Source organism: Streptomyces sp. NPDC006140, assembly GCF_040628815.1.
Taxonomy (GTDB): Bacteria; Actinomycetota; Actinomycetes; order Streptomycetales; family Streptomycetaceae; genus Streptomyces.
The window spans coordinates 339,139-364,429 of the sequence record NZ_JBEXTS010000004.1 but is presented as its reverse complement, the minus strand read 5'-3'; the positions used below and the strand labels follow the sequence as shown (position 1 = coordinate 364,429).

The following is a 25,291-nucleotide window of genomic DNA, read 5'->3' as shown; positions in this document are numbered from 1 at the left end:
ATGGGCCGGTCTCACCACCATGAGGGTGGTGAAACCGGCCCATTGGCGTGAATCCTTCCCCGCCGGGGCATACGAACGGTGCCCCCTCTCGATCATGTCGAGGACGACAAGCGTGGGAGGTACCCCGTGAGCAGCACCCTCTTCCGGACGAAGAAGGTCGAGCAGTCCATCCTCGATACCGAGGAGCCAGAGCACGCGCTCAAGAAGTCCTTGTCCGCGCTGGATCTGACCGTCTTCGGCGTCGGTGTGATCATCGGCACCGGCATCTTCGTTCTCACCGGCACGGTCGCCAAGAACAACGCCGGACCCGCGGTGGCCCTGGCGTTCGTGGCGGCCGGCGTCGCCTGTGCGCTGGCCGCGCTCTGCTACGCCGAGTTCGCCTCCACGGTCCCGGTCGCCGGGTCCGCCTACACGTTCTCCTACGCCTCCCTCGGCGAACTGCCCGCCTGGATCATCGGCTGGGACCTGGTCCTGGAGTTCGCGCTCGGGACGGCGGTGGTGGCCGTCGGCTGGTCCGGGTACATCCAGTCGCTCATGGACAACGCGGGCTGGGAGATGCCGGCGGCCCTGGGCAGCAGAGAGGGCTCGGACGTCTTCGGCTTCGACATCCTCGCCGCCGCGCTCGTCCTCGTCCTCACCGTCATCCTCGTGCTCGGCATGAAGCTGTCCGCGCGCATCACCTCGCTGGTCGTGGCCATCAAGGTGACGGTCGTCCTCGTCGTGATCATCGCGGGCGCGTTCCTCATCAAGGGCGAGAACTACGACCCGTTCATCCCGAAGGAGAAGCCGGTGGAGGCCGGGTCCAGTCTGGACTCGCCACTGATCCAGCTCATGTTCGGCTGGGCGCCGTCCAACTTCGGCGTCATGGGCATCTTCACCGCCGCCTCCGTCGTGTTCTTCGCCTTCATCGGCTTCGATGTGGTGGCGACGGCCGCGGAGGAGACCAGGAACCCGCAGCGTGACATGCCGCGCGGCATCCTCGGCTCGCTGCTGATCTGCACCACGCTGTACGTCCTCGTGTCGATCGTCGTCACGGGCATGCAGCACTACAGCCGACTGTCCGTGGACGCACCGCTCGCCGACGCGTTCAAGGCGACGGGGCACCCGTGGTACGCGGGCTTCATCAGCTTCGGGGCCGCGGTCGGCCTGACGACGGTGTGCATGATCCTGCTGCTCGGCCAGACCCGTGTCTTCTTCGCGATGAGCCGCGACGGGCTGCTGCCGCGGTTCTTCTCCCGCGTCCACCCGCGCTTCAAGACCCCGCACCGGCCGACCATCCTGCTCGGCGTGGTCATCGCGATCCTCGCCGGCTTCACGCCGCTGACCGAGCTGGCCGCCCTGGTGAACATCGGCACGCTGTTCGCCTTCGTGGTCGTCGCGATCGGCGTGATCGTCCTGCGCCGCACCCGCCCCGACCTGCCCCGGTCCTTCCGCACCCCGTGGGTGCCGGTCATCCCGATCCTGTCGGTGTGCGCCTCCCTGTGGCTGATGATCAATCTGCCCGCCGAGACGTGGGTACGGTTCGGCATCTGGATGGCCGCCGGATTCGTCCTCTACTTCCTCTATGGCCGCACCCACAGCCGCCTCGCCCAGGGAGAGGAAACAAAGCCCGGGCAAACGCTCTAGCTCTGATGGCTTTACCGGGTTGCCCAACGCCCTGGCCCTGGTTGCCGGCACCGGGCCCCTACGGACGCACCGTACGGGGCCCGGCCACCTCCGCCCCCAGCTCCGCGACCCGCCTGCGCAGCTCCCGGTCCGCCGTCACCACCAGCACCGGCCGCGCCCCGGCCTCCGCGACCACCTCCACGATGTGATCGTCCCCACTGCCCGGCGCCGACGAGACCCGCACCCCGGGCACGGACTCCACCCCCCGCGCCGCCCCCTCCACCACGAGCACGACCTCCACCGGCCCGTCCTGCCCCGGCACCCCGTCCGCCGCCAGCCGGTCCCGCAACCGCTCCGCGGCCCCGCGCCGGTCCCGCCACCACCCGTCGGGCACCGACCCGACGACGTTCGCGGCGTCGACGACGACAAGGAGAGGCAGGGTGTCGTTCATGTGGCCAGGGTCGCACGCGGGATGACGCCCCGGCAGGGGCGGGCCGCGCGCCGAGCGGTCCGGCCCGCATAAAGTGAACTGGTGAACGGCGACTGGCTCCTCCGCGGCCGCGACGGCCGCCTCAGCGTCTATCTGCCCTCCGGCGACGCCGTCCTGTGCCGCGCGGAGCGCGGCCCCGCGGGCCCTTGGGAGGACACCCCCCGCAGGGTCGGCGGCGACCAGAAGCTGCACCCGGGCCCGGCGGTCGGCCAGGGCGCCGACGGGTACGCCCACCTGGCCGCCTGGCGGCCCACCGTGCCCGGGGAGTCGGGGCTGGTGCACTCCACGCACTTCCGGCCCGGGCTCGCGCCCCTGGACTGGATCCCGATCGGGCACCCGGACAAGAAGGGCGACCGGACGGGGCCGCCGGCCGTAGCCGTCGACGGCGCGGGGCGCGGCTATGTCTTCGTCCGGAACGCGGCCGGCGGGGTGAGCCTGCGCAACCAGAAGGTCAAGGGCGGCTGGGGCGGCTGGCTGGACCTCGAAGGGCACGACGTCGACGGGGAACTGGCCGCCGTGACGGGGGAGTCGGGGTACGTGGAGCTGTACGCCTGCGTGCCCGGCGGGATCCTGCACTGGCGGCAGGAGGGGGACGGCAAGAAGCCCGTGCAGACCGAGGGCGTCGATGTCCCCGTCCGTCCGGGGACCCTGCGCGCGCTCGCCACGTCCGCCGAGCACACCACCGTCTTCTTCACGGACACGTCCGGTGACCTGTGCGCCTGGCGGCCGGGCGAGAAGCCGGTGACCCTCCTCGCGTCCGCCGGACCGGGCCCGGTCTCCGCCGTGCGCTGCGACATCGAGGGGCACGACTGCACCGTGCTCGCCCAGCGGTCGGCGAGCGGCCGGGTCGCCTTCGCCGCCTATCCGACCGAGCAGGAGTCGGCCGGCGCCTGGTGGACCGAGTCCGGCCCCCAGCTGCCCGCCGACGCCATGGTGTCCCTGGCGCTCGACGAGCACGACGAGGTCGTCGCCGCCTCCCTCTCCCCGTCGACCGGCACGCTGCTGCTCACCCGTCGCAAGGACGAGCCGGGGCTCGCGCTGGAGGCCTGGCGGGAGGTCTGACACCCGTTCTTCCTGAGGCTCCCGTCGCTCCAGACACACGAAATGTGTCAAGGGTTGTACGGATGTGTGCGTGACGAGACGCACCTCGGGTGAACGTGGTCAAAAAGTGAAGGTCTTGTTAACCTCCTCGGACTTGTTCGAATTTGCTCGGGGGGCCGGTTGCTGTGCGTCTGGCCGGGGCCGTGGCAACCGGGGTTGGGAATGATGTCGTGAGCAGATCCTCCACGGTGGATCTTGTCGTGGTCGGACTCGGTTACGTGGGGCTGCCGCTGGCCAGGTCCGCGGCCGCCGCAGGCCTGAAGGTGGTCGGTCTCGACCGCAGCCGACGGGTCGTCGACGGGCTGAACGCCGGCCGGTCGCATGTGGACGACATCAGCGACGCCGATGTCCGCGCCATGCGGGAGCGGGGCTTCGAGGCCACCGACCGGCCGGAGGTCATCGCCGAGGCCGCCGCGGTGGTCGTGTGCGTCCCGACGCCGCTCACCGAGCACGGGGCCCCCGACCTCGGCGCGGTGCACGCCGCCGTCGACGACATCGCCGCCCACCTCAGGGCCGGCACGCTCGTCGTGCTGGAGTCCACGACGTACCCCGGCACGACCGACGAGGTCGTCCGCCCGCGCCTGGAGGCCGGCGCGCTGCGCGTCGGCGCCGACTTCCACCTCGCCTTCTCCCCGGAGCGCATCGACCCGGGCAACGCCTCCTTCGGCCTGGAGAACACCCCCAAGGTCGTCGGCGGCATCACGGCCGACTGCACCAAGGCAGCCCGCGCCCTCTACGAGCGTTTCGTGAACCGCGTCGTCGAGGCCAAGGGCACCCGCGAGGCCGAGATGGCCAAGCTCCTGGAGAACACCTACCGGCACGTCAACATCGCGCTCGTCAACGAGATGTCGATGTTCTGCCGCGAGATCGGCGTCGACCTCTGGGACGCCATCCGGTGCGCCTCCACCAAGCCGTTCGGGTTCGCACCCTTCTACCCCGGCCCCGGCGTCGGCGGACACTGCATCCCGATCGACCCCAACTACCTGTCGTACAAGGTGCGTTCGCTGGGCATCCCGTTCCGGTTCGTGGAGCTGGCGCAGGAGATCAACCAGCGCATGCCCGTGCACGTGGTGAACCGCGCGGCCGATCTCCTCAACGACCAGGGCAAGGCCGTGCGCGGATCCCGCGTGCTGCTCCTCGGTGTCACGTACAAGCCCGACATCTCGGACCAGCGGGAGAGCCCCGCGATGGCCGTCGCCGAGAACCTCCTCGCGCGCGGCGCCGAACTGGTCTACTTCGACCCGCGGGTCGAGGACTGGCAGGTCGGCGGCGCGCCCGTCGAACGGGCCGGGGACTACCTCGCCGCCGCCGAGGCCGCCGACCTCACCATCCTGCTCCAGCCGCACCGCGAGATCGACGTGGAGGAGCTCGCCGACCGGGCCCGGGCGCTGTTCGACACCCGGGGCAAGTCCGCCGACCACCCGCGGGTGGTCAAGCTGTGACTTCCGAAGACACGTACATACCCGGGGCCGTCGATTCCGGCCGCCGCGCGCACCGCAAGCGGCGGCACCTGAAGGTCTCGTACTTCGTCTTCCTGGGCCTGGCCGCGCTGATCGCCACCCGGCTCGACGCCGGCTCCCTGCACCTGTACTCGATGGGTGCCATGGGCCTGCTGTCCCTGAAGATGTTCGGCGCCCTCTTCTACCGTCCGGCCAAGGCCGGGCGGGAGGAGCTGGAGTACCTGGAGAACGCCTGGGTCACCGCGGTCATCCCGATCTACAACGAGGACCCGGTGATGTTCGAGCAGGGCATGCGCAGCCTCCTCGCGCAGAGCCGCCTGCCGAACGAGATCCACATCATCGACGACGCCAGTGCCAACGACTCCGGCATCAAGGCGGCGAAGAAGCTGCGCCGCGAGTTCGAGGCCAAGGGCGTCAAGTACACCGTCAGCGTGCAGCCCGAGAACAAGGGCAAGCGCGAGGCGCTGGCGCTGGGCTTCGAGGCCGCGCCCTACTCCGACATCTTCCTCTGCGTCGACTCGGACACCGTGCTCTCCCGGGACACCGTGCGCGAGCTGCTGCTGCCGCTGGCCGACGAGAAGATCATGGCCTCCACCGGCATGGTGCTGGCGCTCAACCACGACAGCAACATCTTCACGCGCCTGCAGGACCTGCGCTACGGCAACTCCTTCCTCTTCGAGCGGGCCGCGTACTCGCGGCTGAAGTCGGTGCTGTGCTGCTGCGGCGCCCTGTCCGCCTACCGCGGCACGCTGGTGCGCAAGTACCTGCCGGACTTCCTCAACCAGCAGTTCCTGGGCAAGCCGGCCGTCTTCGGCGACGACCGCCGCATGACCAACTACTGCCTGATGGAAGGCCAGGTCGTCTTCCAGGAGACCGCCGTCGGCTACACCGCCGTCCCCGAGAAGCTGCCGCACTTCCTGCGCCAGCAGGTCCGCTGGAACAAGTCCTTCTTCCGCGAGTCGCTGTGGGCGTTCCGGCACCAGAAGAAGTACCGCCCGGCCTTCTGGCTGACCTGCATGGAACTCGCGCTGTGGCTGGTCTTCGGCTCGGCGATGTTCTACTCGATGGTCATCCTGCCCATCATCAAGCCCGCGCAGTTCGTCAACCACATCGGCGACTACCTGGTCTTCATGGTCCTGATGGGCTACCTCCGCAATGTGCGCTACCTGGACTTCCCGCGCCGCGGCATGGGCTTCGTCAAGCGCTTCGGCATGTTCCTGCTCGCGCCGATCTACGGCGTCATCCAGCTGACGCTGCTGACGCCGCTGCGCTTCTACGCCCTGTTCACCCTCCACAAGGGCAGCTGGGGCACCCGCCAGGGCGGTGTCGAGGTGTCCGTGGCGGGCGACCACGAGCACGACGTGACGGAGATCTTCGAGGAAGAGGACCCGTACTCCGACAAGAAGGTCACCGAGACGCTCCAGTTGATGCGTCTGGAGGGCGTGGCGCTGCGCACCCGGCCCCGCCCGGCGGGCGGCATCCCCTCCCAGCCGCAGCCGATCCCCGGCTACGACGAGGAGCAGCACGCGGCGGTCCCGCAGCAGCGCGTGAGCTGGGGGACGCCGGAACCGGCCGGCCAGCAGCAGTGGCAGGGCGAATACGCCGGACAGCCCGGGTACCACGACCCGTACCAGCAGCAGTACCCGCAGCAGGGCGGCCATCCGTACCCGGACCCCTCCTGGCCGCAGGGTCAGGGACAAGGCCAGGGCCATGGCTACGGGCAGGGCGGCGGCTGGTAGCGCCGCGGCGGCACGAAGAGACGAAGAGAGGGGCGGCCGGGAGGCCGCCCCTCTCTCGTGCTCCCGTGGTCCCGTCTCTCGTGCTCCCGTGGTCCCGGGCCTCAGGTGTACGAGGCCATCGCCTCCTCGACCGTCAGCACCGGGATGTCCCGGTCGTCGATCGCCTTCATCAGCGTCTCCAGGCCCGCCTTGCCGATCTCGGTGCTCGTCGCGGGGGCGCCGTCGACGACCTTGTGCAGGCAGAGGATCAGCCAGTCGCCGCTGTTCACGCACCGGTCGAGCCGGCCGCCCGCGCCCGTCAGCTTCGACAGCGCCGTACCGCCGATGCCCGTGCCGTCGTTGATACCGGTCAGCGCCTTGAGGCGGTAGGGCATCGCCGGGGCGAAGGACTCGATGGTCTCGGAGATGATCGAGCGGGCCGTGGTGAAGTGCCGGCTCGCGATCTGGTCGACCGGGACGCCGTCGGTCGTCTTCTGGAACGCCCCGTGCGGATAGGCGAAGTGCTCGCTGGTGAAGCCGTTGGACACCAGCCACTCGCGCAGCTTGCGGAAGTCGTCGTCGGCCTGCTCGGCGGTGAGCTTGGGGTAGCTGGCCGTGTGGACGGCGTTCGCGTACGAGTGGCCCGCCATCTCCCAGCCGGAGAAGTCCTGCATGGACCGCATCTGGCCCACGGTCAGGAAGCTGCCGGTGCCGATGGCGTCGGCGATGTTGTAGACCGTGCCGGGGAAGCCGAAGCGGTCCATGACCGGCCGGGCCAGGTCGTGGATGGACTTGTGGGAGTCGTCGAAGGTGATGGAGACGACGCCCTTGGGGAAGACCGAGACGGTGTCCGGGATCAGCTCCACGGCCTGGAGGCGGTAGGTGACCGGGCCGCCCGCGTTGTCGTACACGGCGAACGACAGGTCGGTGAAGCCGGTCTTCGTGGACGGCTTGCCGCCGGCGCCGATGGAGTACGTGCCGGCCGCCCCGCTGACGTCCGCCCACTGGAGGTGGACCGTCACCCACTCCCCGGACTGGACGTAGTTGGCCGCCGTCTTGGAGTGCGCGTGGAATGCCCAGGAGAAGTGGTTCGCGAGGGAGCCGCTGCCCAGGTAGAACACCATCTTGGCCAGGTTCGTCACGTCGTCGACGCGGAAGACCAGGCGGATCATCTTGCCGCTCAGGCTCATCGCGGGCAGGCCGGTCTTACGGACGTACGACTGCTTGCCGGTGCCGTTGGTGGTCACCCGGACCGACTGGGTGCCGCGGACGAAGACGGACTTGTCGTTCGCCTCGGCCGACGCGGTGCCCGCGCCGCCGGGGGTCCAGCCGTGGCCGGACTGGAACTGCTGGGACCAACTGGCCCGGCGGTATTTGGGACGGCGGCCCGACGGGGCGTAGGCCGGCGGAGTGGTCAGTCCGCCGATGGCGGCCTCGACCGCCTCGGCTGCGGCGGGCTGCGCCGCCACGTTCCCCAGCCAGGCACCCCCGCCCGCCAGGGCGGCCCCGCCCGTTCCGCCCAGGAGCAGCGCCCTGCGCCGGCTCACCACTGGTTGTTTCTTCCTCACCGGGACCCCCGGACCGTGTCGAAGTAGTGCATGCCGTCGTTCGTGAAGCCCTCGATCTGGGACTGGACTTCCTTCGCCGACAGCGTTTCGTTCGCGTTGTAGTACAGCCAGTCGACTTTCATGTCCCAGGCGCGTTCCCCCTTGAACGGCAGATCGATGAACCAGTGGTTGAAGTTCACGGACATGTCCGCGCGCGGGGCGTACTTCCCGCTGCTGACGAAGAGCTTCTTGCCGTCGAGCCAGTAGGCGACGACCCCGTCCTTGACCCTGATCAGCATGGTGTGCCAGGCGTCGAGGCTCTTGTTCGTGGTCTCGTAGACGCGGTCGTTCGTCTTGTGGTCGTACCAGGTCACCGTGTCGAGCTTGGGCCCGGGCCGGCCCCAGCCGCCGTTCGGCATGTACTCGTTGTCCAGCTCGCTGTACGTCGAGCCCTTGCCGCCGATGGTGTAGAAGGTCTGGTTGACGTGGTCGCCGCGGTCACCGGTGGCCGGCTTGTCGCTGAGGTGGATGCGGGCCGCGTAGGTGCCGTCGCGGAACTTGGCCGCGGCCGTGCCGAGGCTCGCCTGCTTGGTCCCGGCCTTGGTGCCGTCCGTGCTCGCCCGCAGGTTGAGCACCTGGCCGTCCGCGTGGGAGCCCTCGGCGGTGGGGAAGCTGACGCCTTCCGCCGACCAGGTGTTCTCGATGCCGGGGCCGCCCTTGCTGGTGCGGACCAGCCAGCCGTGCTTGAACAGGGCGGGGTCCTTGGGGCCCTGGTAGGAGAAGTCGTCGAACAGCACGTCGGCCGGCGGTGCGGGCAGCGGGTCGGGTGCCGCGGCCTTCGCCGTCGCCTTCTTCTCGTCGCTCGCCTTGGTGCCGTCCGGCTCCTCGCCCCAGGCGAGGACGCCCCGCTTGTACGCGGTGACCTTCTCGGCCGCCTTGTAGGACGTCATCCCGGCGTCGAAGGAGCGGTCGTCGGACTGCTTCAGCTTCTTGTGGTCGGTGCGGAACAGCTGGACGTCGATGCCCTTGCTGTTGGCGCCGGGCTTCAGGTCGCCGGCGCCCTCGGTGAACCGCAGCTCCAGGTAGTGGTCGGCGGTGTCGGTGGGCTGGTCCATCGCGACGACCCGCCCGGCGACGTTCGAGCAGCCGAAGACGGCGTTGACGCAGTTGAAGGCGTACGACGAGGGGCTGTCGGCGCCGTCGGCGGTGAACCAGTACCGGAGCGTCACCTCGCTCAACGGCAGGGGCCTGTCCGTGTCGTTGAAGACTTCCAGCGACGGCTTGGCCGCCGCGGCCGTGGCCGGGGTGTCGGTCCGGTAGCGGACCGTCAGCTCGGGCGGGTCCGGGTTCGCGGCCTTCCACACGGGATACAGGGCGGTGCCGCCGGCCGCGACCACGGCCACGAGGAGCAGGAGCCTGATCTTGGGCCAGACCCGGCGTCGGGGTGTTCGGCGACGGGAGGACGCCACGGAAGACTCCTTCGAGGACATCCGGCGGTCTCTGGTGGAGAGCGTCAGAGCCAGGTAAACAATGGTCGGATTGTGTGAGGATCCTATCCGTGGCGGCATGCACAAAGGGGGGCGGGTGTGCGGATTGTTACCGCACGCCCCACCCCCCTCAGGGGTAACGCGTTACGCCGGGACGCTCGCGACGCCCGGAGCCAGGAACTTCTTGCCGTTCACGCGCTCGGAGACACCCTCGCGGTCCAGGTACGGCGTGATGCCGCCCAGGTGGAAGGGCCAGCCGGCGCCCGTGATGAGGCAGAGGTCGATGTCCTGCGCCTCGGCGACGACGCCCTCGTCGAGCATGAGCCCGATCTCCTGCGCCACCGCGTCCAGGACGCGCTCGCGGACCTGCTCCTCCGTCAGGACGCTGTCGCCCTGCTTCAGCAGCGCGGCGACCTCGGGGTCCAGCTCGGGCTTGCCGCTGTCGTAGACGTAGAAGCCGCGCTTGCCCGCCTCGACGACCGCCTTGAGGTTCGGGGAGACCGTGAAGCGGTCCGGGAACGCCCTGTTGAGCGTCTCGGAGACGTGCAGGCCGATCGCCGGGCCGACCAGCTCCAGCAGGACCAGCGGCGACATCGGCAGACCGAGCGGCTCGACGCCCTTCTCGGCGACCTCGACCGGCGTGCCCTCGTCGATGATGTTCTGGATCTCGCCCATGAAGCGGGTCAGGATGCGGTTCACGACGAACGCCGGGGCGTCCTTCACGAGGACCGCGGTCTTCTTCAGCTTCTTGGCGACGCCGAACGCCGTGGCGAGGGAGGCGTCGTCGGTCTGCTCGCCGCGGACGATCTCCAGCAGCGGCAGCACGGCGACCGGGTTGAAGAAGTGGAAGCCGACGACCCGCTCGGGGTGCTTCAGCTTCGACGCCATCTCCGACACCGACAGCGAGGAGGTGTTGGTGGCGAGGATCGCGTGCGCCGGGGCGACCGCCTCGACCTCCGCGAAAACCTTCTGCTTGACGCCCATCTCCTCGAACACGGCCTCGATGATGAAGTCCGCGTCCGCGAAGCCCTCGGCCTTGTCCAGGACACCGGTCACCAGCGCCTTGAGGCGGTTGGCCTTGTCCTGGTTGATGCGGCCCTTGCCGAGCAGCTTGTCGATCTCGGCGTGGACGTAGCCCACACCCTTGTCGACGCGCTCCTGGTCGATGTCGGTCAGCACGACCGGCACCTCCAGGCGGCGCAGGAACAGCAGCGCGAGCTGGGAGGCCATCAGACCGGCGCCGACGACACCGACCTTGGTGACCGGGCGGGCCAGGGACTTGTCCGGGGCACCGGCCGGGCGCTTGCCGCGCTTCTGCACCAGGTTGAAGGCGTAGATGCCGGCGCGCAGTTCACCGCCCATGATGAGGTCGGCGAGCGCCTTGTCCTCGGCGTCGTAGCCCTGCTGGAGGTCGCCGTTCTTGGCGGCGGCGATGATGTCCAGGGCGCGGTAGGCGGCCGGAGCGGCGCCGTGCACCTTGGAGTCCGCGATGAAGCGGCCCTTGGCGACGGCCTGGTCCCAGCCCTCGCCCCGGTCGATCACCGGGCGCTCGATCTCCAGCTCGCCCTTGAGGACGGAGGCGGTCCAGATCAGCGACTGCTCCAGGAAGTCCGCGCCCTCGAAGATCGCGTCGGCGATCCCGAGCTCGTAGACCTGCTTGCCCTTGAGCTGCTTGTTCTGGTTGAGGCTGTTCTCGATGATCACCGAGACGGCCTTCTCGGGGCCGATCAGGTTCGGCAGCAGCGTGCAGCCGCCCCAGCCCGGGACCAGGCCGAGGAAGACCTCGGGCAGGGAGAACGCCGGCACGGCCGCGGAGACGGTGCGGTAGGTGCAGTGCAGACCGACCTCGACACCGCCGCCCATCGCGGCGCCGTTGTAGTACGCGAAGGTCGGCACGGCCAGCTTGGACAGCCGCTTGAAGACCTCGTGGCCGCCCTTGCCGATGGCGAGCGCGTGCTCGTACTCCTTGAGGATCTCCACGCCCTTGAGGTCGGCGCCGACCGCGAAGATGAACGGCTTGCCGGTGATGCCGACGCCGACGATCTCGCCGTCCGCCGCCTCCTTCTCGACCTGGTCGATCGCGGCGTTCAGGTTCGCCAGCGAGGCCGGGCCGAAGGTGGTCGGCTTGGTGTGGTCGTGGCCGTTGTCCAGGGTGATCAGGGCGAAACGGCCCGCACCCAGGGGGAGGTCGAAGTGGCGTACGTGCGCAACTGTGACGACCTCGTCCGGGAACAGCTCGGAAGCCTGCTTGAGAAGCTCGGCGGTGGTGCTCACTTGTCCCCCTCGAAGTGCGGGTTCTCCCAGATGACCGTCGCGCCCATGCCGAAGCCGACGCACATGGTGGTCAGGCCGTAGCGGACGTGCGGCTGCTCCTCGAACTGGCGGGCCAGCTGCGTCATCAGACGGACGCCGGAGGAGGCCAGCGGGTGGCCGAAGGCGATGGCGCCGCCGTACTGGTTGACGCGCTCGTCGTCGTCGGCGATGCCGTAGTGGTCGAGGAAGGCCAGGACCTGGACGGCGAAGGCCTCGTTGATCTCGAACAGGCCGATGTCGGAGATCGACAGGCCGGCCTGGGCCAGCGCCTTCTCCGTCGCCGGGATCGGGCCGTAGCCCATGACCTCCGGCTCCACGCCCGCGAAGGAGTAGGAGACCAGGCGCATCTTCACGGGGAGGTCGTTCTCCCGCGCGAACTCCTCGGAGGCGATGAGGGAGGCGGTGGCGCCGTCGTTCAGACCGGCCGCGTTGCCGGCGGTGACCCGGCCGTGCACGCGGAACGGGGTCTTCAGACCGGAGAGGTTCTCCAGGGTCGTGCCCGGGCGCATCGGCTCGTCGGCGGTGACCAGGCCCCAGCCGGTCTCGCCGCCCTCGGGGTTGGTGCGGCGCACGGAGATCGGGACCAGGTCGGCCTGGATCTTGCCGTTGGCGTACGCCTTGGCGGCCTTCTCCTGGGAGCGCACCGCGTACTCGTCGGCGCGCAGCTTGGTGATCTGCGGGTACCGGTCGTGCAGGTTCTCCGCGGTCATGCCCATGAACAGGGCCGACTCGTCGACCAGCTTCTCGGAGACGAACCGCGGGTTCGGGTCGACGCCCTCACCCATGGGGTGGCGGCCCATGTGCTCGACACCACCGGCGATGGCGATGTCGTACGCGCCGAAGGCGACCGATCCGGCCACCGTGGTGACGGCGGTCAGCGCGCCGGCGCACATGCGGTCGATGGAGTAACCGGGCACGGACTGCGGCAGCCCGGCGAGGATGGCCGCCGTGCGGCCGATGGTCAGGCCCTGGTCGCCGATCTGCGTGGTCGCGGCGATGGCGACCTCGTCGATCTTCTTCGGGTCGAGTCCGGGGTTGCGGCGCAGCAGCTCCCGGATCGCCTTCACGACGAGGTCGTCGGCACGGGTCTCGTGGTAGATGCCCTTCGGGCCCGCCTTGCCGAACGGGGTGCGGACGCCGTCGACGAAGACGACGTCCCTGACGGTACGAGGCACGATGGCTCTCCTCCAGGGTCCAGGACGCTGAGCGCTTGCTCACCCCATGCTACTTATGAGTAACGTAGCTGCCCAGTCCCGTGGCCCCAAGCGGTGAAGGTCACACACGAATGCCGGGCGGGGCAGTGGACCCCCGGGGCGTCAGCACAGGCGTGGGCACGGGATGCGACTCGGCCTCACCGCCTGCCGTGATCACCGAGAACAGGGTCCGGGCGACCTCTGCCCCGAACCCGTGCACATCATGGCTCATCGCCGACAGCGTCGGATGCGTCAGCCGGCACAGCTGCGAGTCGTCCCACGCCAGCAGCGACACGTCCTCCGGCACCCGCAGCCCCATCTCCGCCGCCACCGACAGCCCGGCCACCGCCATGATGTCGTTGTCGTACACGATCGCCGTCGGCCGGTCCGGCGGCGCGGCCGTCAGCAGCGACCGCGTCGCCCGTGCCCCCGCGTCCCCCGAGAAGTCCGTCGCCACCTGCCACGCCCCGGCCAGTGCCAGCGCCCCCGCGGCCTCGTCGAACGCCGCCGTCCGGATGGCCGTGTGCCCGAGGTCCGCCGCCCCGCCCACCCGGGCGATCCGCCGGTGCCCGAGCGCGGCCAGGTACCGCACCGCCTCCGTCACGGCCGTGGCGTCGTCGGTCCACACCGAGGTCAGCCCCCCGGTCAGCGACGGGTGCCCGACGGCGACCGCGGGCAGCCCCAGCCGTCGCACCAGGTCCACCCGGGGGTCGTCGGCCCGGAAGTCGACCAGGATCGACCCGCCGACCTGCCGCCCCCTCCACCACGCCCCCTGGACGCCCACCTCCTCGTCCAGGCTCCGCACGAGCCTCAGCAGCAGCGAGCAGGAGTGCTCGGCCAGCACGCCCTCCACGCCCGAGACGAACTCCATGTACCAGGGCTCCAGGCCCAGCACCCGCGCCGGCCGGCAGACCGCGAGCCCCACCACGTCCACGCGTGACCCGGCCAGCGTCCGTGCCGTGAGGTTCGGTGCCCAGCCCAGCTCCCGCGCCGCCCGGAAGATCCGCTCCCGGGTCGCCTCGGACAGCCCCGGCTTGTGGTTGAAGGCGAGCGACACGGCCCCCTTGGACACCCCGGCCCGGGCGGCGACGTCCTTGATGGTGACGCGGGGGGCCGGCGTCGCCGTCATCGGGTGGGCTCCACGCAGTACAGGGCCGATCGGGCGGCCTCCGGGTCCGGAGTCCGCCAGCCGCGCACCCCGATCGTCACCTCTTCGCCCGGCAGCAGCGTGACCAGACCCCGGTCGGCCCGCGCCGCCGGATCCAGCCGGTCGGCCTGCAGGAGCAGGTCCCGTACCAGCGTGCGGGCGGTCACCCTGATCCCGCCCGGGGCGAGGGCCACCTCGAACTCCGGCCGTGGGTAGTCGACTTCGCGGTCGGGCACCGGGAAGTGCAGCGCCCGCAGCCCGTCCAGGTCCGCGACCAGGAACTCCTTCGGCCCGGCGGGCGCCAGCTCGCCCGGCACCCCGACCCGCGCCACGCTCCGCCTCCCGGCCGACAGTTCCACCTCTGCCCGCGCCAGCGCCTCGCCCCCGACGGACATCCGGCGCAGGGTCAGCGTCCCCGTCCAGTCCCCGGCGCCCTGGTTGACGGCGGCCACCTCCAGCGCGCCGTCGCGCGTGTGCAGCGTCAGCAACCGGTCGGCGTACAGCCGCTTCAGCTCGTGGTACAGCGGCTTCTCCCGCCCGTCCCCGTCGATCGCCGCCCAGGAGGTCACCGGCCAGCAGTCGTTGAGCTGCCAGACGACCGTGCCCGCGCACACCGGCCAGTGCGCGCGCCAGTGCTCGATCCCGGCCGCGACCGCACGCGCCTGGTTGACCTGCGTCAGGTAGTGCCACCGGTCGAAGTCCCCGTCCGGCACGGCGAAGTGCCGGGCCAGCCCGCGCGCCAGCTTCCCGTTGCCGTCGTCCGCCTTCTGGTGGTGCAGCATGCCGGGGGAGTCCGGCGCGAGCTCCTCCCCGGGCAGGGCGCGGCGCAGCGTGGCGTACGCGGGCGGGGCCTGCCAGCCGAACTCGGCGACGAACCGCGGCACGCTCAGCCGGTAGTCGGCGTAGTCCTCGCGGTTCCAAACCTCCCAGGAGTGGTGCGTGCCGTGCGCCGGGTCGTTCGGATGGTGCCGCCACGACCCGGACCACGGACTGCCCGCCGTGTACGGCCGGGTCGGGTCCAACTCGGCCACGACACGCGGCAGCACGCCCAGGTAGTAGCCCTCGCCCCAGGAGTCCCCGGCCAGCCTCGGCTCCCACCCCCAGTCCCGGAACCCCCACAGGTTCTCGTTATTGCCGTTCCACAGCACCAGCGAGGGATGCGGCATCAGCCGTACGACGTTCTCCCGCGCCTCGGCCTCCACCTCGCCGCGCAGCGGCTGCTCCTCCGGGTAGGCCGCGCACGCGAACGGGAAGTCCTGCCAGACCAGCAGCCCCAGCTCGTCGCAGGCGTCGTAGAAGTCCTCGCTCTCGTAGATCCCGCCGCCCCAGATCCGGACGAGGTCCACACCGGCGCCGACGGCCTGCTCCAGCCGCTCCCGGTAGCGCGCGCGGGTGATCCGGGACGGGAAGACGTCGTCGGGGATCCAGTTGACGCCCCGCGCGAAGAGCCGCTCGCCGTTGACGACGAGCGTGAAGCCGGTGCCGTGCGCGTCGGGCCGCCGGTCCAGCTCCACGCTGCGGAAGCCGATCCGCCGCCGCCACACGTCCAGCGCGTCGTCCCCGTGCAGCAGGGTCAACTCCACGTCGTACAGCGGCTGTCCGCCGTACCCGCGCGGCCACCACAGCTCCGGGTCCGGCACCCGCAGCCGTACGGTCCCGCCCGCCCCCTCGATCTCCGCGCGGGCCCGCACCCCGGCGACGGTCGCCTCCACGGCGAGCGGCGCCTCGACCCGGGTCCGCTCGACCTCGACGGCCAGCTCGACGACCCCGGTGCCCTCCTCGACGCTCACCAGGGGCCGCACCCGGGCGATCCGGGCCGTCGACCAGCGCTCCAGGCGCACCGGACGCCAGATCCCGGCCGTCACCAGGGTCGGCCCCCAGTCCCAGCCGAAGGAGCAGGCCATCTTGCGCAGGTACTGGTAGGGCTCGGCGTAGGCGGCGGGCCGTTCGCCCAGGCGTCCCCGGACGGCCTCGGCCTCGGCGTACGCGGAGACGAACCGTACCGACAGCCGCCCGGACAGGCCCGTCACGTCGAACCGGTAGGAGCGGTGCATGTTCCGCACCGTGCCCAGCAGCCGCCCGTCCAGGGAGATCTCGGCGACGGTGTCGAGCCCGTCGAAGACCAGGTCGGTCTGCTCCTGCGCGGACGACGGGGCGGGCAGCTCCCGCTCGTACGTCCAGTCCCGGCGCCCCACCCAGGCCACGTCCGTCTCGTTCCGGCCCAGGAAGGGGTCCGGGATGACCCCGGCCGCCATCAGGTCGGTGTGCACGCAGCCCGGCACCGAGGCCGGCAGCGTCTCCGACCCGTGCCGCAGGATCCATCCGTCGCCGAGCGGTGTGGCCTCCAGCATGCCCACTCCCTTAACCGGTGTAGTGAAGAGCCGTGTACGGGTTTTCGCATCCTTGGCGGGAATGGGACTTTACCGGTTGAGAAAGCGCTGTCAGAGTGCCGAACCAGCCATACCGCACGTGCTCGTCCGTCCCGAGTTCCTCTCCGCGAACGGAGCTGATGCACATGAACCGCCGTATCGTCCTGGCCCTCGCCGTGGGGGCCGCCCTGCTGGCTTCCGGCTGTACCGGAAGCGGGGGCGCCACCAAGGGCGCCGACGCCGAGGCGCCCGACGACCCCGCCAAGGTCAGCGGAACCATCACCGTCCTCACCCACCGGACCGACCTCGTGCAGGACGGGACGATGAAGAAGTACGTCGCCGAGTTCAACAAGACGTACCCCAAGGTGAAGGTCGAGTTCGACGGCATCACCGACTACGAGGGCGAAGTCAAGATCCGTATGAACACGGAGAACTACGGGGACGTCCTCATGATCCCCGCGGTGATCGAGAAGAAGGACTACCCCAAGTTCTTCGCCTCGCTGGGCGGCAAGGAGGAGCGGGGCAAGAAGTACCGCTTCACCGACTACACGGCAGTCGACGGCAAGGTCTACGGCCAGAGCCCGCTCGGCGCGGTCCCGGGGTTCATCTACAACAAGAAGGTGTGGAGCCGGGCCGGGGTCACCGACTGGCCCACGACACCGGCCGAGTTCCTCGCCGGCCTCAAGGCCATCAAGGCGAAGACCGACGCGGTGCCCTACTACACCAACTTCAAGGACGGCTGGCCGCTCAGCCAGTGGACCGGGGTCAAGGGCTCGGTGAGCTGCGACGAGCAGGCCACCACCAGATGGGTCGAGGGCAACCCCTGGGCCGAGGGCGGCGAACTGCGGGTGGCGGACAGCCTGCTGTACGACATCGTGCACGAGGGGCTCTCCGAGAAGGACCCGACGACCACCAACTGGGAGGCGTCCAAGCCCAGGCTGGCCAAGGGCGAGATCGCCACCATGTGGCTCGGCTCCTGGGCGGTCATCCAGATGCAGGGCGCGGCGAAGCAGGCCGGCGCCGACCCGGACGACATCGGGTTCATGCCCTTCCCCGCCCAGAAGGACGGCACGTTCTGCGCGGTGACGTCGCCCGATTACCAGCAGGCCGTCAACATCCACTCCGACCACAAGGAAGCCGCCCGCGCCTGGATCGACTGGTTCACCGACAAGTCCGGCTACGCCGAGGACAACCTGGCGCTGTCGCCGCTCAAGGACGGCCCGCTGCCCGACGTCCTGAAGCCGTACGAGGAGGCGGGCGTCAAGTTCCTCGACCTCGACGACAGCAAGGGCGCCGAGCTGAAGACCCTCGAGAACCAGTCCGAGGTCGGCATCAACACGCCCGACTACCGCAAGGAACTCGTCGACATGGCCCGCGGCGCCAGGAAGGGCGACCCGGACGACTACCTGGACGGCCTCGGTGAGAAGTGGACCGAGACCCAGAAGGCGCTGGGGTACTGATGGCCAGCACGACCGAGACGGCGGCCGTGCAGGCCGCCGCGGGGCCGGGGGCCGCCGCCCCCGCCCCGCGCCGGACCCGTCTGTGGCGCGGGGCCACCCCCTGGCTCTTCCTGCTGGCCCCGCTCACACTCCTGATCGTCTTCACCTACGCGCCGATCGCCAACATGGTCGCGTACAGCTTCACCGACTGGGACGGCGTGAGCCCCGAGCTGCGCTACACGGGCGCCGAGAACTACACCGAACTCTTCACCCGCCCCGATCTGTTCGAGGTCTTCTGGGTCAGCGGCTACTACCTGGTCGCCTCGGTCGTCCAGATCGTCGCCGCGCTGTACTTCGCGACGATCCTGAGCTTCAACGTCCGCTTCCGGAACTTCTTCAAGGGCGTGCTGTTCTTCCCGTACCTGATCAACGGGGTCGCGATCGGCTTCGTCTTCCTCTACTTCTTCCAGGACGGCGGCACCCTCGACTCGGTGCTGGGCCTGTTCGGCGTGGAGACGGACCGCGCCTGGCTGGGCACCCCGGAGTCGGCGAACACCTCCCTCGCCGCCGTCTCGGTCTGGCGCTACCTCGGCCTGAACTTCGTCCTCTTCCTGGGCGCCATCCAGTCCATCCCCGGGGAGCTGTACGAGGCGGCCGAACTGGACGGAGCGAACCGCTGGCACCAGTTCCGCCACATCATCGCGCCGGGCATCAAGCCGGTGCTGTCCCTCACCGTGATCCTGTCGATCTCGGGTTCCCTGTCGGTCTTCGAGATCCCGTACATCATGACCGGCGGCGCGACCGGCACGGAGACCTTCGTGATCCAGACCGTGAAGCTGGCCTTCCAGTTCAACAAGACGGGGCTCGCCTCGGCGGCCGCGATCGTGCTGCTGCTGATCGTCCTGGCGGTGACCTGGGTGCAGCGCCGCCTCGTCCCCGACGACAAGGTGGACCTCGCATGACACGCCGCGCAGTCGCCCGCGCCCTGGTGTACCTGTCCCTGATCGCCGCGACGGTGGTGGTCCTGCTCCCGCTGGCCGCCGTGCTCCTGACCTCCCTGAAGTCCGAGCGGGAGATGGCGGACGACAGCGGAGCCCTCGCGCTCCCCGACGACCCGCTGAACTTCGGCAACTACGTCACGGCGTTCCAGGACGGCCGGATGCTCCCGGCGTTCGCCAACACGGCGGTGATCCTGCTCTTCGCCATCGGCGGCACGGTCCTCATCGGCTCGATGACGGCGTACGCGATCGACCGGTTCACCTTCCGCTTCCGGAAGCTGGTCGTGGCGCTGTTCCTGGTCGCCGCGCTGGTCCCCGGCGTCACCACGCAGGTGGCGACCTTCCAGATCGTCAACAGCTTCGGCATGTTCGACAGCCTCTGGGCGCCGATCGCCCTCTACATGGGCACGGACATCGTCTCGATCTACATCTTCCTGCAGTTCGTCCGCTCCATCCCGACCTCGCTGGACGAGGCGGCCCGCCTGGACGGCGCCAACGCGTTCACGATCTACCGCAAGATCATCTTCCCCTTGCTGCGGCCGGCGGTCGCCACGGTGGTGATCGTCAAGGGCATCACCACCTACAACGACTTCTACATTCCGTTCCTCTACATGCCGTCGGAAGATCTTGGCGTGATCTCGACGTCCCTGTTCCGCTTCAAGGGCCCCTTCGGCGCCCACTGGGAAACCATCTCGGCGGGAGCGATCCTGGTGATCCTCCCCACTTTGATCGTCTTCCTGTGCCTCCAGCGCTACATCTACAACGGCTTCACCCGAGGGGCCACCAGGTGAGGACCTGAGGGGCGCGGGGAACTGCGCGAACCACCACGAACCACCTGCACCCGCCGCACGAGAAGACCCTCTACGGCGCCTCGGCGGACAAAGCAGTCACCAGAACAGGCGTGACCTGCTCGACCTGCCAGCCCCGGGCCCCATGACCAGCCAGCGCCTCCGCGACAGACTCCGCGTCCACCACCGCCGGCGGCTCCCAGCACACCCGCCGCACGGTGTCCGGCGCGATCAGGTTCTCCTGCGGCATGTTGAGCTCCTCGGCCAGAGCCGAAACCGCCGCCCGTGCCGCGGAGAGCCGAGCCGCCGCCGCGGGATCCTTGTCCGCCCAGGCCCGCGGCGGCGGCGGTCCCGCCACCGGCTGCCCCGGCTGCGGCAACTGCGCCTCGCTCAGCACCTTCGCCCGGTCCACCGCCGCCTGCCACTGCTCCAGCTGCCGCTTGCCCATCCGGTGCCCGAAACCGTTCAGCGCGGCCAGCGCGTGCACGTTGGCCGGAAGGGCCAGCGCGGCCTCCACGATGGCCGCGTCCCCGAGCACCTTGCCCGGCGAGACGTCCCGCCGCTGCGCGATCCGGTCCCGGGTCTGCCACAGCTCCCGGACGACGGCCAGCTGCCGCCGCCTGCGCACCTTGTGCATGCCGGACGTGCGCCGCCAGGGGTCCTTGCGGGGCTCGGGCGGCGGGGCCGAGGCGATCGCGTCGAACTCCTGCCGGGCCCACTCCAGCTTGCCCTGCCGGTCCAGCTCCTTCTCCAGCGCGTCGCGCAGGTCGACGAGCAGCTCGACGTCCAGCGCCGCGTACCGCAGCCAGGGCTCGGGCAGCGGCCGGGTCGACCAGTCGACGGCGGAGTGCCCCTTCTCCAGGACGAAGCCCAGCACGCCCTCGACCATCGCGCCGAGGCCGACCCGGGGGAACCCGGCGAGCCGCCCGGCCAGCTCCGTGTCGAACAGCCGCGTCGGCACCATGCCTATCTCGCGCAGGCACGGCAGGTCCTGGGTGGCGGCGTGCAGCACCCACTCGACGCCGGAGAGGGCCTCGCCCAGCGCGGACAGGTCGGGGCAGGCCACGGGGTCGATCAGCGCCGTCCCGGCGCCTTCGCGGCGCAGCTGCACGAGGTAGGCGCGCTGGCCGTAGCGGTAGCCGGACGCCCGCTCGGCGTCGACGGCGACGGGGCCGGAACCCGCCTCGAAGGCGGCGATCGTCCGGGCCAGGGCGGCCTCGTCCGCGATCACGGGCGGAATGCCCTCACGCGGCTCCAACAAGGGGATCGGCGCCTCCGTAGCAGAAGATCCGCCGTCGTCCGGAGGGGCGCCTCCGGTGGTTCGCAGTGAGCTGTCTGCTGCGGTGTCGTGGGCGTCGGTCACCTGTCAAGGGTATCCATGTATGGACAGCGCCCGCCGACGGAACGTTCCGTCGACGGGCGCCCGGGGGTCGCAAACCAGTCATGTCGGGGAAGTGGCGGATTCGCGAGCCGTGAGTGTCGTGAACGGGACCGGCGGCCGGACCCGTTCACATGAGTGGACGATCAGCTGGGTTCATGGCGGGGCGGGTCAGTGGATGATCCCGGTCCGCAGCGCCACCGCGACCATGCCGGCACGGTCGCCCGTGCCGAGCTTGCGCGCGATGCGGGCGAGGTGGCTCTTGACGGTCAGCGCGGACAGGCCCATCGAGACGCCGATCGCCTTGTTCGACTGGCCCTCCGCGACCAGCCGCAGCACCTCCACCTCGCGGCCGGACAGCTCGCGGTAGCCGCCCGGGTGGCTCGGGGCACCCGGGGGGCGGCGGTGCAGCCGCGCGGCGGCGGCGCCGATGGGGGCGGCGCCCGGCCGGGTGGGGAGCCCGACGTTGGTACGGGTGCCGGTGACGACGTAGCCCTTCACACCTCCGGCGAGCGCGTTGCGCACGGCGCCGATGTCGTCGGCGGCGGAGAGGGCGAGTCCGTTGGGCCAGCCCGCGGCGCGGGTCTCGGACAGCAGGGTGAGGCCGGAGCCATCCGGCAGGTGGACGTCGGCGACGCAGATGTCGCGGGGGTTGCCGATGCGGGGACGAGCCTCCGCGATGGACGAGGCCTCGATGACATCGCGCACACCGAGCGCCCACAGGTGGCGGGTGACGGTGGAGCGGACGCGGGGGTCGGCCACGACCACCATGGCGGTCGGCTTGTTCGGGCGGTAGGCGACCAGGCTTGCGGGCTGCTCGAGGAGAACGGACACCAGGCCTCCTGGGGTGCGGGACGGGGCCGGCTCGTGGGGGGTGAAGCTGGGACGAACCGTGCTTTCAAGGTCACAGTCGTCTTCGGCACCGAACCCGTCCGCCTTTAGAGAATGATCACGATTCGGTGATAACAATCCGTGCAATTCGGACACGCGGTCGATCATTCGAAGGTCGAACGGTTTCGGTCTGCGTCGCTACGCGGTCGAAAGTGGCCGTATCGACAAAGTGATTCGGCCAAGAGGGGGACGCAGGTGTGATCGTCGACAGGGCATGGTTGACCGCCCCGTACAGGTTCGATCAGTACGGGGTCGGAACGGGTTCGATCAGCGGGACTGCGGCCCCCGCCGCTGCGGCAGCGTGACCACCGACGCGTCCCCGGGCCCGGCCGGCGGCAGCCCCGCGACCTGGGCGAGCAGATCGCACCAGGACGCGAGGTGCGCGGCGGTGTCAGGGACCCCGCCCAGGCCCTCGCGCGGCGTCCAGGACGCGCGGATCTCGATCTGCGAGGCGGCCGGCCGCGCCGACAGCCCACCGAAGTAGTGCGAGCTCGCACGCGTGACCGTGCCGCTCGGCTCCCCGTACGTCAGCCCGCGCGTCTGGAGCGCGCCGGTCAGCCAGGACCAGCACACCTCCGGCAGCAGCGGATCCGCGGCCATCTCCGGCTCCAGCTCCGCGCGCACCAGCGTCACCAGCCGGAACGTGCCCTGCCAGGCGTCGTGCCCGGCCGGGTCGTGCAGCAGCACCAGCCGGCCGTCGGCCAGGTCCTGGTCGCCGTCGACGACCGCGGCCTCCAGCGCGTGGGAGTACGGGGCGAGCCGCTTGGGCGCCGGCGTCGGCTCCACCTCGATCTGGGGCCGCAGCCGCGCCGCCCTGAGCGCGTCGACGGCGGCCCGGAAGGGCAGCGGGGCGGAGTCCGCCTCCCGCCGGTCGTTCTCGGTGTCCTTCGCTTCGTCCATTCCGCCAGCGCCGTCCGACAGTCGTCCCTGAGCCGCAGCCATGCGGGAAGATTACGGGGACCGGAGCCCGGGTGCCGGGCTAGACACCCCGCGCCTGCCCAGGGGCTGAATCGGGCTGTCCGGCGGCGTGCGAAACTTGGGCCCGTGAGTGCCAACGACGCCCCCCGGGCCCCGCAGCCGTCCGCCCCGTACGACTCCGCCTTCCTCAAGGCCTGCCGGCGCGAGCCCGTCCCGCACACACCGGTGTGGTTCATGCGGCAGGCCGGGCGCTCACTGCCGGAGTACCGCAAGGTGCGCGAGGGCGTCCCGATGCTGGAATCCTGCATGCGGCCCGAACTGGTCACCGAGATCACCCTCCAGCCGGTCCGCCGGCACGGCGTGGACGCCGCGATCTACTTCAGCGACATCGTCGTCCCGCTCAAGGCCATCGGCGTCGACCTCGACATCAAGCCCGGCGTCGGCCCGGTCGTGGAGCGCCCGATCCGTACCCGCGCCGACCTCGCGCAGCTCCGTGACCTGACCCCCGAGGACGTCTCCTACGTCACCGAGGCCATCGGCCTGCTCGTCCGCGAGCTCGGCGCCACGCCCCTGATCGGCTTCGCCGGCGCGCCCTTCACCCTCGCCAGCTACCTCGTCGAGGGCGGCCCGTCCCGCACGTACGAGAACGCCAAGGCGATGATGTACGGCGACCCCGGGCTCTGGGCCGACCTGCTCGACCGCCTCGCCGACATCACGGCCGCGTTCCTCAAGGTGCAGATCGAGGCGGGCGCCTCGGCGGTCCAGCTCTTCGACTCCTGGGCCGGTGCCCTGGCCCCCGCCGACTACCGGCGCTCGGTGCTGCCGGCGTCGGCGAAGGTCTTCGAGGCCGTGGCCGGCTACGGCGTCCCGCGCATCCACTTCGGCGTCGGCACCGGCGAGCTGCTGGGCCTGATGGGCGAGGCCGGGGCGGACGTCGTCGGCGTCGACTGGCGCGTCCCGCTCGACGAGGCCGTCCGGCGCGTCGGCCCGGGCAAGGCGCTCCAGGGCAACCTCGACCCGACCGTGCTGTTCGCCGGCACCGAGGCCGTCGAGGCCAAGACCCGGGAGGTCCTGGACTCGGCGGCGGGCCTGGAGGGCCACGTCTTCAACCTCGGCCACGGCGTCATGCCGTCCACCGACCCGGACGCGCTGACGCGGCTCGTGGAGTACGTCCACACGCGCACCGCCCGCTGACGGCTCCCTGGTCTCAGGGCCTCACGCGGGTCGCCCGGATCAGCCACCAGGTCGCCGCCAGGCAGCCGGCCGCGGGCAGGGCCAGCAGCACCGGCACGGCGTCGACGCCGGCCAGTTCGATGCCCTTGCCCAGGACCGGCCCTGCGGCGACCCCGCCGATCATCGAGGCGGCGATGACGTAGGCCCCCGCCCGTCGTGCCCGGGGCACCGCCCGGGACAGCCACGGCAGGCCCGTGGGGAAGATCGGCGCGTGGAAGAGGCCGACGCCGGCGTACGCGTACGGGGCCGCCGCCGGGATCAGGGCCAGCAGCAGGCAGGCCACCATGCCGACGGAGCTGACCACCATGATCGTCTGCACGGACCAGCGCAGCGTCAGCGGTGCGACCAGCAGCCGTCCCACCGTCACCATCAGCCAGAACGCCGAGGTGGCCGTGGCCACCGTCGCCGCGTCGTGCCCGACGGACTCCAGATGCGTCGGCTCCCAGCCGCCGACCCCCGTCTCCACCGCCACCATCAGGACGTACAGCACGATGAAGACGGTGACGACCAGGGCCGCCGAGGCGCGCACACCGGGCGCCCGCCCATCGGTCTCCTCCGCCTCCTCGGCGGGTTCGGCGGGTGTCTCCCCGCCCTCGCGGACGCCGCGCTGCGCCAGCACCAGGACGGCGGACAGCGCGGCGAACCCCGCGAAGACGGCGGGATAACGTCCCGGGCCGAGCAGACCCAGGAGCGCCGGGCCGCCCACGGCACCGAGTCCGTAGGCGGCGCCGATGATGTTGAGCATCGCCGGGCTGCGGCGGCCGAACCCCACCGAGAACAGCTGGTTGAGGCCGTAGTCGATGCCGCCGAAGCCCACCCCGGTCACCATCGCGCAGGCCAGCGCCCACTCCCAGGCGGGGGCCAGCGCGAAGCCGGTCCCGCCGAGGGCCATCAGCGCGTAACTGGCGGACAGCAGCGTTCTGTTGCCCAGCCGCCCGTGCACCCGGTTCAGCAGCAGCACCCCGGCCACCCCGCCGACGAAGTGAGCGCTCAGACTCAGCCCGGCGGCGGCCGGCGACAGGCCGAACTCCGTGCGGAACGCGGGGATCGCCGGGCCGTACAGCGCCTGGAGGGCCCCGATCAGGGCGAAGCCCACGCAGGACGCGACGACGGCGAACGGGCTGAACAGGGGCCGCGCCACGGTGGTGTCCGGCGGCGCGGCCTGCGTGGAGGTGCCGGTCAAGGGGCGTTCCTCTTCCCTGCGTCGCGTGCGACG

19 protein-coding genes are annotated in these 25,291 nt (G+C 70.7%); 8 read left to right on the top strand and 11 right to left on the bottom strand.

Features of this window, described 5'->3' with window-relative positions:
- Positions 1–126: 126 nt before the first annotated feature.
- Positions 127–1,626 carry an amino acid permease gene (locus ABZ386_RS14320; protein ID WP_351334501.1) on the top strand — a complete coding sequence of 500 codons (1,500 nt, stop codon included), beginning with the start codon at positions 127–129 and terminating at the stop codon, positions 1,624–1,626.
- A gap of 58 nt (positions 1,627–1,684) precedes the next feature.
- On the opposite strand, the gene ABZ386_RS14315 is transcribed toward ABZ386_RS14320, so the two are convergent.
- Complete coding sequence (locus ABZ386_RS14315) at positions 1,685–2,056, bottom strand: NTP pyrophosphohydrolase (RefSeq protein WP_351334503.1); 372 nt, start codon at positions 2,054–2,056, stop codon at positions 1,685–1,687.
- Positions 2,057–2,137: 81 nt separating this feature from the next.
- Between ABZ386_RS14315 and ABZ386_RS14310 the strand changes: the two genes are divergently transcribed.
- The 3 genes from ABZ386_RS14310 (at position 2,138) to ABZ386_RS14300 (ending at position 6,395) form a co-directional block, all read left to right on the top strand.
- A complete protein-coding gene (locus ABZ386_RS14310) occupies positions 2,138–3,157 on the top strand; it encodes a hypothetical protein (RefSeq protein WP_351334506.1) in 1,020 nt (339 codons plus the stop codon).
- 209 nt (positions 3,158–3,366) lie between these two features.
- Positions 3,367–4,638: a nucleotide sugar dehydrogenase gene (locus ABZ386_RS14305; RefSeq protein WP_358964831.1), complete on the top strand. Its 1,272-nt coding sequence runs from the start codon at positions 3,367–3,369 to the stop codon at positions 4,636–4,638.
- The gene (locus ABZ386_RS14300) at positions 4,635–6,395 is read left to right on the top strand and encodes a glycosyltransferase (protein ID WP_358964830.1); all 1,761 of its coding nucleotides are present in this window, start codon (positions 4,635–4,637) and stop codon (positions 6,393–6,395) included. The genes ABZ386_RS14305 and ABZ386_RS14300 overlap by 4 nt, the downstream gene beginning before the upstream one ends.
- A 101-nt stretch (positions 6,396–6,496) precedes the next feature.
- On the opposite strand, the gene ABZ386_RS14295 is transcribed toward ABZ386_RS14300, so the two are convergent.
- From ABZ386_RS14295 to ABZ386_RS14270, 6 genes are all read right to left on the bottom strand, one after another.
- Positions 6,497–7,921 (bottom strand): polysaccharide deacetylase family protein, encoded by a 1,425-nt coding sequence (locus ABZ386_RS14295; RefSeq protein WP_351334516.1) that lies wholly within the window; start codon positions 7,919–7,921, stop codon positions 6,497–6,499.
- A 17-nt stretch (positions 7,922–7,938) separates the two neighbouring features.
- Positions 7,939–9,390: a cellulose binding domain-containing protein gene (locus ABZ386_RS14290; RefSeq protein WP_358964829.1), complete on the bottom strand. Its 1,452-nt coding sequence runs from the start codon at positions 9,388–9,390 to the stop codon at positions 7,939–7,941.
- A 162-nt stretch (positions 9,391–9,552) separates the two neighbouring features.
- The gene (locus ABZ386_RS14285; protein ID WP_351334521.1) at positions 9,553–11,682 is read right to left on the bottom strand and encodes a 3-hydroxyacyl-CoA dehydrogenase NAD-binding domain-containing protein; all 2,130 of its coding nucleotides are present in this window, start codon (positions 11,680–11,682) and stop codon (positions 9,553–9,555) included.
- On the bottom strand, positions 11,679–12,896 hold the full coding sequence (locus ABZ386_RS14280) for an acetyl-CoA C-acyltransferase (RefSeq protein WP_358964828.1): 1,218 nt from the start codon (positions 12,894–12,896) through the stop codon (positions 11,679–11,681). The genes ABZ386_RS14285 and ABZ386_RS14280 overlap by 4 nt, the downstream gene beginning before the upstream one ends.
- Before the next feature lie 100 nt (positions 12,897–12,996).
- A complete protein-coding gene (locus ABZ386_RS14275) occupies positions 12,997–14,043 on the bottom strand; it encodes a LacI family DNA-binding transcriptional regulator (RefSeq protein WP_351334527.1) in 1,047 nt (348 codons plus the stop codon).
- Positions 14,040–16,412 carry a glycoside hydrolase family 2 protein gene (locus ABZ386_RS14270; RefSeq protein ID WP_358964827.1) on the bottom strand — a complete coding sequence of 791 codons (2,373 nt, stop codon included), beginning with the start codon at positions 16,410–16,412 and terminating at the stop codon, positions 14,040–14,042. The genes ABZ386_RS14275 and ABZ386_RS14270 overlap by 4 nt, the downstream gene beginning before the upstream one ends.
- Before the next feature lie 164 nt (positions 16,413–16,576).
- On the opposite strand from ABZ386_RS14270, the gene ABZ386_RS14265 reads away from it, so the two are divergent.
- From ABZ386_RS14265 to ABZ386_RS14255, 3 genes are read left to right on the top strand one after another with little or no spacing between them, the layout of a single operon-like run.
- Entirely contained in the window at positions 16,577–17,890 is a 1,314-nt protein-coding gene (locus ABZ386_RS14265; protein WP_358964826.1) for an ABC transporter substrate-binding protein, read from the top strand.
- Positions 17,890–18,831 carry a sugar ABC transporter permease gene (locus ABZ386_RS14260; RefSeq protein WP_351334536.1) on the top strand — a complete coding sequence of 314 codons (942 nt, stop codon included), beginning with the start codon at positions 17,890–17,892 and terminating at the stop codon, positions 18,829–18,831. The genes ABZ386_RS14265 and ABZ386_RS14260 overlap by 1 nt, the downstream gene beginning before the upstream one ends.
- Positions 18,828–19,658 carry a carbohydrate ABC transporter permease gene (locus tag ABZ386_RS14255; protein WP_355728311.1) on the top strand — a complete coding sequence of 277 codons (831 nt, stop codon included), beginning with the start codon at positions 18,828–18,830 and terminating at the stop codon, positions 19,656–19,658. Before ABZ386_RS14260 ends, ABZ386_RS14255 begins: the two co-directional genes overlap by 4 nt.
- Before the next feature lie 70 nt (positions 19,659–19,728).
- Here the strand turns inward: ABZ386_RS14255 and ABZ386_RS14250 are convergent, their stop codons facing one another.
- From ABZ386_RS14250 to ABZ386_RS14240, 3 genes are all read right to left on the bottom strand, one after another.
- A complete protein-coding gene (locus ABZ386_RS14250) occupies positions 19,729–21,018 on the bottom strand; it encodes a ribonuclease D (protein WP_351334541.1) in 1,290 nt (429 codons plus the stop codon).
- Positions 21,019–21,204: 186 nt separating this feature from the next.
- Positions 21,205–21,867 (bottom strand): response regulator transcription factor, encoded by a 663-nt coding sequence (locus ABZ386_RS14245; protein WP_003993737.1) that lies wholly within the window; start codon positions 21,865–21,867, stop codon positions 21,205–21,207.
- Between the two features lie 324 nt (positions 21,868–22,191).
- Positions 22,192–22,866: a DUF3000 domain-containing protein gene (locus ABZ386_RS14240; protein ID WP_114255884.1), complete on the bottom strand. Its 675-nt coding sequence runs from the start codon at positions 22,864–22,866 to the stop codon at positions 22,192–22,194.
- Between the two features lie 102 nt (positions 22,867–22,968).
- Between ABZ386_RS14240 and hemE the strand changes: the two genes are divergently transcribed.
- A complete protein-coding gene (hemE, locus tag ABZ386_RS14235) occupies positions 22,969–24,036 on the top strand; it encodes a uroporphyrinogen decarboxylase (protein WP_351334545.1) in 1,068 nt (355 codons plus the stop codon).
- 13 nt (positions 24,037–24,049) lie between these two features.
- Here the strand turns inward: hemE and ABZ386_RS14230 are convergent, their stop codons facing one another.
- On the bottom strand, positions 24,050–25,258 hold the full coding sequence (locus ABZ386_RS14230; protein ID WP_358964825.1) for an MFS transporter: 1,209 nt from the start codon (positions 25,256–25,258) through the stop codon (positions 24,050–24,052).
- Positions 25,259–25,291 lie beyond the last annotated feature (33 nt).

What these genes read in the sequence shown, in the direction of transcription:
- ABZ386_RS14315 (WP_351334503.1), bottom strand. Translation starts at nt 2,056, where the DNA reads ATGAACGACACCCTGCCTCTCCTTGTCGTCGTCGACGCCGCGAACGTC.
- ABZ386_RS14265 (WP_358964826.1), top strand. Translation starts at nt 16,577, where the DNA reads ATGAACCGCCGTATCGTCCTGGCCCTCGCCGTGGGGGCCGCCCTGCTG.
- ABZ386_RS14255 (WP_355728311.1), top strand. Translation starts at nt 18,828, where the DNA reads ATGACACGCCGCGCAGTCGCCCGCGCCCTGGTGTACCTGTCCCTGATC.
- ABZ386_RS14240 (WP_114255884.1), bottom strand. Translation starts at nt 22,866, where the DNA reads ATGGCTGCGGCTCAGGGACGACTGTCGGACGGCGCTGGCGGAATGGAC.
- ABZ386_RS14275 (WP_351334527.1), bottom strand. Translation starts at nt 14,043, where the DNA reads ATGACGGCGACGCCGGCCCCCCGCGTCACCATCAAGGACGTCGCCGCC.
- ABZ386_RS14270 (WP_358964827.1), bottom strand. Translation starts at nt 16,412, where the DNA reads ATGCTGGAGGCCACACCGCTCGGCGACGGATGGATCCTGCGGCACGGG.
- ABZ386_RS14260 (WP_351334536.1), top strand. Translation starts at nt 17,890, where the DNA reads ATGGCCAGCACGACCGAGACGGCGGCCGTGCAGGCCGCCGCGGGGCCG.